Source organism: Phenylobacterium sp. (genome assembly GCF_046590535.1).
GTDB lineage: Bacteria > Pseudomonadota > Alphaproteobacteria > Caulobacterales > Caulobacteraceae > Phenylobacterium.
Genome location: NZ_JBKJTG010000021.1, coordinates 1 through 6,915 on the forward strand (window position 1 = coordinate 1; position 6,915 = coordinate 6,915).

A 6,915-nucleotide genomic window follows, 5' to 3' on the forward strand; every position below is an offset into this window, starting at 1 on the left:
CCGGGGTTCGACGAGGCCGAACTCCTGCGTCTGGCGGCCAGCCTCGAGCGCGGCAGCGAGCATCCGCTGGCTGACGCGATCCTTCGCGCGGCCAAGGACCGGAACATCGCGCTCTCGGAGGCCACGGACTTCGATTCTCCGGTCGGCCGGGGGGTGATCGGGATCGTGGACGGTCGCAAGGTCGTGCTCGGCAATCCGAAGTTCCTCGCCGAGCAGGCCATCCCCACTGAGCCAATGGAGGCCGACGCCGAGGCGCTGCGGCGCGAGGGAGCGACCGCTATCTTCGCGGGCGTCGACGGCGGTTTGGCGGGTTTGCTTGGCATCGCCGATCCTGTGAAGCCCACCAGCGAAGCCGCCGTTCGTGCGCTCAAGGCGGAGGGCGTGCGCCTGGTGATGATGACAGGCGACAACCGCACCACGGCCGAGTCCGTCGCCAAGCGCCTGGGCATCGACGAAGTGGAGGCCGAGGTCCTGCCTCAGGGCAAGGCGGCCGTGGTGGAGAAGCTTCGCAAGGAAGGCCGCGTCGTGGCCATGGCGGGCGACGGCGTCAATGACGCGCCGGCGCTGGCCGCCGCCGACGTCGGGATCGCCATGGGCGCGGGCTCCGACGTCGCCATCGAGAGCTCCGGCGTCACCCTTTTGAAGGGCGACCTTCAGGGAATCGTGCGGGCGCGCAAGCTGTCGCGGGCGGTGATGCGCAACATCCGCCAGAACCTGGTGTTCGCCTTCGTCTACAACGTGGCCGGCGTCCCCATCGCGGCGGGCTTGCTCTATCCGACCTTCGGCCTGCTGCTGTCGCCGGCCATCGCGGCCGGGGCCATGGCGCTCTCATCGGTGAGCGTGATCAGCAACGCCCTGCGGTTAAGGACAGTAAAGCTCTGAAAGCAGTGCACACCGCTTTACGGAATGGGTTCTTCCACGATCTTTCGTCAGCCGGCCGGAGCGGCGGCCTTGCCATCCTCTTCGCGCAGCCAGGTGTCGATAACCGCGATTTCGCGTTCCTGAGCGGTGATTATTTCCTGCGCCAGGGCCTTGGCCTTGGCGTCGTCGCCGTTTGCCAGCTCGACCCGCGCCATGGCGATCGCAGCTTTGTGGTGGCCGCGCATCTGCTTCATGAAATCGACGTCAGGCTCGCCTACGAACGCCGGCGCCGAGGTCATCGCACCGGACATGGCCATTTTGTAGCCTTTGGTCGCGGCGGTGTCGCCGGGAGCGGGCGACATCGTGCCCATGTCCGTCTTCTGCTCGGCCGCGGGGACCATGGAGGGCGTGGCGCCTGTGGGCGCGTCGGGTTTTTCGGGAGAGCAGGCGGCCAGCGCCATGACGGCGGCGGAAAGGGCAAGGCGCTTCATGTCGGTTCCAGTTCTGGATATCGGTTGAGATAGCGACACGTGGAGCGCGTTGGTTCCGACTCTCGATCCGAGGCTCACGCCGCCCTCGCCATTGCCAATGGAAAACATTGCGCACCGGCAATGGTACAGAGCATTCGACGAGGTCTGTTTGCTCGCGGGGGGCCACCATGCCGGACAGTGAAGGCCGGGCTTCACGGCTGAACGGGGGATGCTTCTGCATCACCCTGGATCGCCGGTCGCTGGCGGAGACCCTCGACCGCGAGGTCGGGCGGCCGGGCTTCGCCGAACAGTTGGGCGCCTCGCACCCCGTTCTGTTTTCCAATGTGCCGGTGTTCGCGCCGGCCCCGGCGCTTGAGGGGATGTCGCGCATTGTCAAAGCGGTCGAGGCTGCCGCGAAGCTGCCGCTTTATCGGGCTGCCGCGCTATCCTGGGCCCCGCCGATTGCGGTGCGCGACCATGGACCCGTCGGCGCCTTCATGGGCTATGACTTCCACCTCACCGCCGATGGTCCCCGGCTCATCGAAGTGAACACCAACGCCGGCGGCGCATTCCTCAACGACGTCCTGGGGCGGGCCCAGCGGGTTTGCTGTGGTGAGGTCGTGGGCTCGACACCCGTCCACGCCACGGAGAATTTCGGCGATGCTGTCGCCAAGATGTTTCGCCACGAGTGGCGGCTGCAGCGAGGGTCAGGCAAGCTCGGGCTGGTCGCCATCGTCGATGACGCCCCCGAAGACCAGCACCTCTACCCTGACTTCCAGCTTGCGCAGGCGTTGCTGCAGCAACATGGCTTCGAGGCTGTGATCATCGATGCGGCCGGGCTCGCCTTTGATGGCCGCGTGTTGAGCGCGGACGGCCGCGCGATCGATCTGATCTACAACCGCCTGGTGGACTTCGGACTGGACGAGCCCCGACACGCGGCCATCCGGGCGGCATACGTGGCCGGCGCCGTCGTCCTGACACCCAACCCGCACCTCCACGCGCTGTTCGCCGACAAGCGCAATCTGACCCTGCTGTCCGACCCCCAGCGCCTGGCGCAGTGGGGGCTCGCTGCGGATGATCTGGCCACGCTCGAATCCGGCCTGCCCAGGACCGTCCTGGTATCGGCCGACAACGCTGAGGCCCTCTGGCAGGGCCGCCGCGAGTTGTTCTTCAAGCCGGCGCGGGGATACGGGAGCAAGGCGACCTACCGGGGTGAAAAGCTCACCCGGCGGGTCTGGGACGAGATCATCGCCGGCGATTATGTCGCCCAGGTCTTTGCGCCCCCAGCCAAGCGCGGTGTCTACCAGGACGGCTCGCGCATCGAACTGAAGGTCGATGTCCGGCTCTACACCTATGCCGGCGACGTGCTGCTGACGGCGGCTCGGCTTTACCAGGGGCAGGCGACGAACATGCGCACGCCTGGCGGTGGGTTCGCGCCTGTCCTGCGAGCGTAGCTCGCTACGTCCGGACCGGGCCTCTTGGAGCCTGCCCTTCAGTCACACAGGGGCCTGGTAAAGGGGTTTCCGGTTGATGAAGAGGCGTCCGGGCGATGCTCCTCACGACCAGCAGCGAAGCCGCGCATCTTTGCTGCTTGTCGAGCGTTCCTCGCTCACGGCGGCCATGGACCTGATGAGAATTAGGGGCCAGCGCAGGAGGTCACTTCGGCTGAATGCGTGTTTTTCCTCCCGAATGGAGACCTGCGATGACGGACAGCACCACGGGCCCTTCGGCGGCAATGCGGGTCAATTGGAAAGCCGCGACCTGGGCCGGCTTGATCGCCGGGGCCGTGTTCATGATGATGGAGATGGGGCTGGTCGCAGCCACCGGTCAGAGCCCCTGGGGGCCGCCCAGGATGATCGCGGCGATCGCCATGGGCCGGGACGTGCTGCCCCCGCCCGCGACCTTCGACGCAGCCGTATTGATGGTCGCGATGGCCATTCACATGGCGGTATCGGTCCTGCTCGCGCTGGTGTTCGCCTTCTTGGCGGCTCGCCTGGGCCTGGTCATGGCGGTGGTCGCAGGCGCCGTATTCGGCCTGCTGATCTATCTCGTGAACTTCTACGGAATGACGGCATTCTTCCCGTGGTTCGCCATGGCCCGGAACGCGATCAGCATCGTCTCGCACGTGGCGTTCGGGGCGGTTTTAGCCTTGAGTTACAAACTGATCGCCCGCTGAGGCGATCAAGTGTCTCCAGGCGTCAGGACGTGCTCGCGGACGGGTAGCAGGCCGAGGCCGTCAGGGGCACGCCGATCGTGCGTGTGGCCACATGGAAGCCGAAGGTGGCGCTGGCCGATACGGTGTGCCCGCAGCCCGCGGTCGTGGACGTGAAGGTGGGCGAAATCGTGGGGCCCATGTATCGGCTCTGCGCATAGGCCACGGTCGCCGAGGCGCTGTTGCAGAGCGTGGTGTTGACGGCGGAACACCGGGCGGCGGCCTGGACGGCAAACTGCAGGCTGGAGACGGTGAACCCCAGGTTTCCAGCGCTCAGGCTGCCGACGATCAAGGCCAGGAACGCCGGCAGGACCAGGGCGAACTCCACGGCGGTCGCGCCGCCGGCGTCGCGGCGAAGGCGTCCGATCAATGCGGCCCCGCGGCTCACAGCAGGCGCATCCAGGCGGTTCGTACGATCTGACCCGGGAAGGCCGCCGCGACGGTCAGTCCCGGAAAGATCGGCTGGTAGGCGTAAGCCGCCTGCACCCGCAGATAGAGCGCCGGCGCAGACCCTGGATCATTCACGGCGATGCAATTCGAGGGCTTGGAGGCGGGCGCGGCGACGTACTGGAGCGTGTTGGCGGCGTTCAGGCAGTACCATCCCTCATTCAGGCCGCCCTGCAGCGTCACCGCCGACCCCAGGGACGTGCCGCGGATGGCCGTGGTGACCGCTGCTGCGACGTCTGCGCAGTTTATGGTGACCGGGGTCTCCGTCGTATCGCAGGTGGCGACGCTGGCCTGGGCCGCCGCCTGTGACGCGACGGCGACCTGGGTGGTGACCAGGGCATAATGCGCAACATCGGCCACATTCAGGACGGCGCCAACGAACAGGCTGCCGATCAGTGCGAGCTCGACGGCGGCGACGCCGCGGTCATCGTTCCGGAAACCCTGCAGGCCTCTGCGGCGGCGCGTCATGACACCAGCTGCCCGCGCATGGGGACCATGGATACGGGCATGTCCAGACCGGCGGCCTTGCACTCCCCATGCTCCAGGATGGCGCCGGTTCCGTTGATCAGGATGTCGTCGACGACGAGGACAAAGCACGACGCCCCTTCGCTGGACTTGTTCACGGCGCCCGAGAAGGTGACGCTGGCCTTGGGCAGGTAAACCAGGCCGGTGATGTCCCAGGCGGGTGAGTTGCCGGCCTCCGAAATGTCCACCCCCCCGGTCATCGCGGGATCCTGGTAGATCGCGACGCCGGTCCACGGGCCCGACGAGGGCGCGCGAAAGTCGAGCCTGCCGCCGCCCACGGGCGTGTGGGTGCGGTCGCCGTCCGAGCCCGTGAAGACGACGGTCAGGGCGCCGCCGTTCTGGGTCTTCAGGGTGTACCCGTTGGTGTCCAGCCGTCCGTTGTGGATGACCAGCAGCGCGCCGTCGCCGGTGCTGTCGATCTGCATCGGACCTGTCAGCTCTATGTCGCCGCACTTATGGACGGCGGCCCCGCCCCAGCTGTAGCCGCCGCTCAGCCGGTTGGAGACGGGCAACGGCGGATCGTTGTTCCTGCTCGGCGCCCTGGGATAGACGCCCCCGCAGGGATCGCTGGGGATCCGCGAGGCCAGGGCGAAGTAGGGATCGATGACCGGGGACATGCCGGACGTCTGCTTGACGCCGCAACCATTGTTGGTGATGCGCGCGTCCCCGAAGTCCGCGCCTAGGTTGTGTCCATTGCAGCGGGCGCCGGTATTCGACATGAGGTTGCAGCCGGACAGATTGGCCGAGGCCGCTCCGTTCGACCGGATGGCGTCGGACGCCCCGCTGCCGGCGAGCGCCAGGACACAGTACGGCCTTGGCCCGGAGGCCTGGATTGCCAGCGCCGTCGCCGTGATCCGCTTGGCGGGAGATCCCGCCAGGGTGGTGTCGCCGCCATAGCCGACCAGCTGGGCCAGGATCAGCGCCTGAGGCTTGGTGATGGTCACGCGATAGCAGACGCCCTGTCCATCCGGGCACGATTGGCCGTTGACGACCGTGACCGCGACGCCCTGCTGGCCGTGGTTCAGGCCGTAACGCGCCGTCACGGCGCGCGCTTCGACCGCATAGCTGTCCGAGGCATTGGTCGCCGCCGCCACAGCCGCAGAGTCCGCCGCGTTCTGCATCGCGCGCTGGTTGGCGTGCCAGGACGCCACCTCAGTCCCGAGGCCGAACGTCCCCAGCACGGCGGGCATCAGCAGAGCCGAGAGGATGGCGATGTTTCCTCGTCGATCCCGCCGAAAAGCCGCAAACTTCGCCCGGGCCGCGACCAACAGGCCCCGGTTGCTGAATCTGGGGAGCATCAAGCGCCTCCTGCGGCTGACGACACCGCAGACTAGGCAAGCGCGCTTAATAATCGGCTGAAAGACTTGGTTTATCTGCCCGCAAGCATGTTGGCGTGCCAGCGCAGGTGGTCGTCCATGAAGGTGGCGATGAAGGCGTAGCTGTGGTCGTAGCCGGGCTGGCGGCGCAGGGTCAGCGGGATGCCGGCCTGGGCGCAGGCGGCCTCCAGCAGGTCTGGCTTGAGCTGGCTTTCCAGGAACGGATCGGCCAGGCCCTGGTCCACCAGCAGCTCAGGCGCCCGCGCCCCGTCCGCGATCAGGGCGGCGGCGTCGTGGCGTCGCCAAGCTTGGCGGTCCGCGCCCAGGTAGCCCGACAACGCCTTCTCGCCCCAGGGACAGTTCATCGGCGAGGCGATCGGCGCGAAGGCTGAGACAGCCTTCCAGCGGCCGGGATGCTTGAGGGCCAGGGTCAACGCCCCGTGGCCGCCCATGGAGTGGCCGGTGATCCCCTGGCGCGCCATGTCGGCCGGAAACTGCGCGGCGACCAGCTCCGGCAGCTCGCTGGTGAGGTAGCTCTCCATCCGATAGTTAGCGGCGAAGGGCGCCTCCGTGGCGTCCAGGTAGAAGCCGGCCCCCTGGCCGAAGTCATAGGCCGGATCGTCGGGAACCCCCTCCCCCCGCGGACTGGTGTCCGGCGCCACGAAGATCAGGCCGAGCTCGGCGCAGGCGCGCTGGAACTGGCCCTTCTCGGTGACATTGGCGTGGGTGCAGGTCAGGCCGGACAGCCACCAGACCACCGGCAGGCGCGCACCGGCCTGCGTCGCCTGCGGCGGCAGGTAGACGCTGAAGGTCATCGGCGTCGCGGTCTCTTGGCTGGCGTGGCGATAGACGCCCTGGCGCCCGCCGAAGCTCTTGGCCTGGGAGACCACCTCGAGGGTCAATAGATCACCACGCTGCGGATACTCTCGCCCGAATGCATCAGGTCGAAGGCCTCGTTGATGCGCTCCAGGGGCAGCTTGTGGGTGATCATCGGGTCGATCTCGATCTTCCCCTCCATGTACCAGTCGACGATCTTGGGCGTGTCGGTGCGGCCGCGGGCGCCACCGAACGCGGTGCCCTTCCA

At 67.5% G+C, this 6,915-nt stretch carries 8 protein-coding genes and 1 pseudogene; 3 read left to right on the top strand and 6 right to left on the bottom strand.

Features of this window, described 5'->3' with window-relative positions; translation table 11 throughout:
* Positions 1-882 (top strand): HAD-IC family P-type ATPase (locus tag ACLL81_RS01215; RefSeq protein ID WP_411286523.1); only part of this gene is annotated, 882 nt, incomplete at its 5' end.
* Between the two features lie 47 nt (positions 883-929).
* On the opposite strand, the gene ACLL81_RS01220 is transcribed toward ACLL81_RS01215, so the two are convergent.
* Entirely contained in the window at positions 930-1,430 is a 501-nt protein-coding gene (locus ACLL81_RS01220; protein ID WP_411286524.1) for a DUF305 domain-containing protein, read from the bottom strand.
* 29 nt (positions 1,431-1,459) lie between these two features.
* Between ACLL81_RS01220 and ACLL81_RS01225 the strand changes: the two genes are divergently transcribed.
* Together ACLL81_RS01225 and ACLL81_RS01230 are read left to right on the top strand one after the other, a co-directional pair.
* Positions 1,460-2,785 (top strand): hypothetical protein, encoded by a 1,326-nt coding sequence (locus tag ACLL81_RS01225; protein ID WP_411286525.1) that lies wholly within the window; start codon positions 1,460-1,462, stop codon positions 2,783-2,785.
* 248 nt (positions 2,786-3,033) lie between these two features.
* Positions 3,034-3,507 carry a hypothetical protein gene (locus tag ACLL81_RS01230; protein ID WP_411286526.1) on the top strand — a complete coding sequence of 158 codons (474 nt, stop codon included), beginning with the start codon at positions 3,034-3,036 and terminating at the stop codon, positions 3,505-3,507.
* A 22-nt stretch (positions 3,508-3,529) separates the two neighbouring features.
* Here the strand turns inward: ACLL81_RS01230 and ACLL81_RS01235 are convergent, their stop codons facing one another.
* From ACLL81_RS01235 to ACLL81_RS01255, 5 genes and pseudogenes are all read right to left on the bottom strand, one after another.
* Positions 3,530-3,913 (bottom strand): TadE/TadG family type IV pilus assembly protein, encoded by a 384-nt coding sequence (locus ACLL81_RS01235; protein ID WP_411286527.1) that lies wholly within the window; start codon positions 3,911-3,913, stop codon positions 3,530-3,532.
* A 14-nt stretch (positions 3,914-3,927) separates the two neighbouring features.
* Positions 3,928-4,458, bottom strand: coding sequence for a TadE/TadG family type IV pilus assembly protein (locus ACLL81_RS01240; protein WP_411286528.1), 531 nt, complete (start codon positions 4,456-4,458; stop codon positions 3,928-3,930).
* Positions 4,455-5,783, bottom strand: coding sequence for a pilus assembly protein TadG-related protein (locus ACLL81_RS01245; protein WP_411286529.1), 1,329 nt, complete (start codon positions 5,781-5,783; stop codon positions 4,455-4,457). Before ACLL81_RS01245 ends, ACLL81_RS01240 begins: the two co-directional genes overlap by 4 nt.
* Positions 5,784-5,884: 101 nt before the next feature.
* On the bottom strand, positions 5,885-6,733 hold the full coding sequence (fghA, locus tag ACLL81_RS01250; RefSeq protein ID WP_411286530.1) for an S-formylglutathione hydrolase: 849 nt from the start codon (positions 6,731-6,733) through the stop codon (positions 5,885-5,887).
* Positions 6,730-6,915 (bottom strand): annotated as a pseudogene (locus ACLL81_RS01255) (S-(hydroxymethyl)glutathione dehydrogenase); the annotation flags it as partial. The gene fghA and the pseudogene ACLL81_RS01255, both read right to left, overlap by 4 nt.

Coding starts and splice junctions, on each gene's coding strand:
- ACLL81_RS01230 (WP_411286526.1), top strand. CDS start 3,034: ATGACGGACAGCACCACGGGCCCTTCGGCGGCAATGCGGGTCAATTGG.
- ACLL81_RS01240 (WP_411286528.1), bottom strand. CDS start 4,458: ATGACGCGCCGCCGCAGAGGCCTGCAGGGTTTCCGGAACGATGACCGC.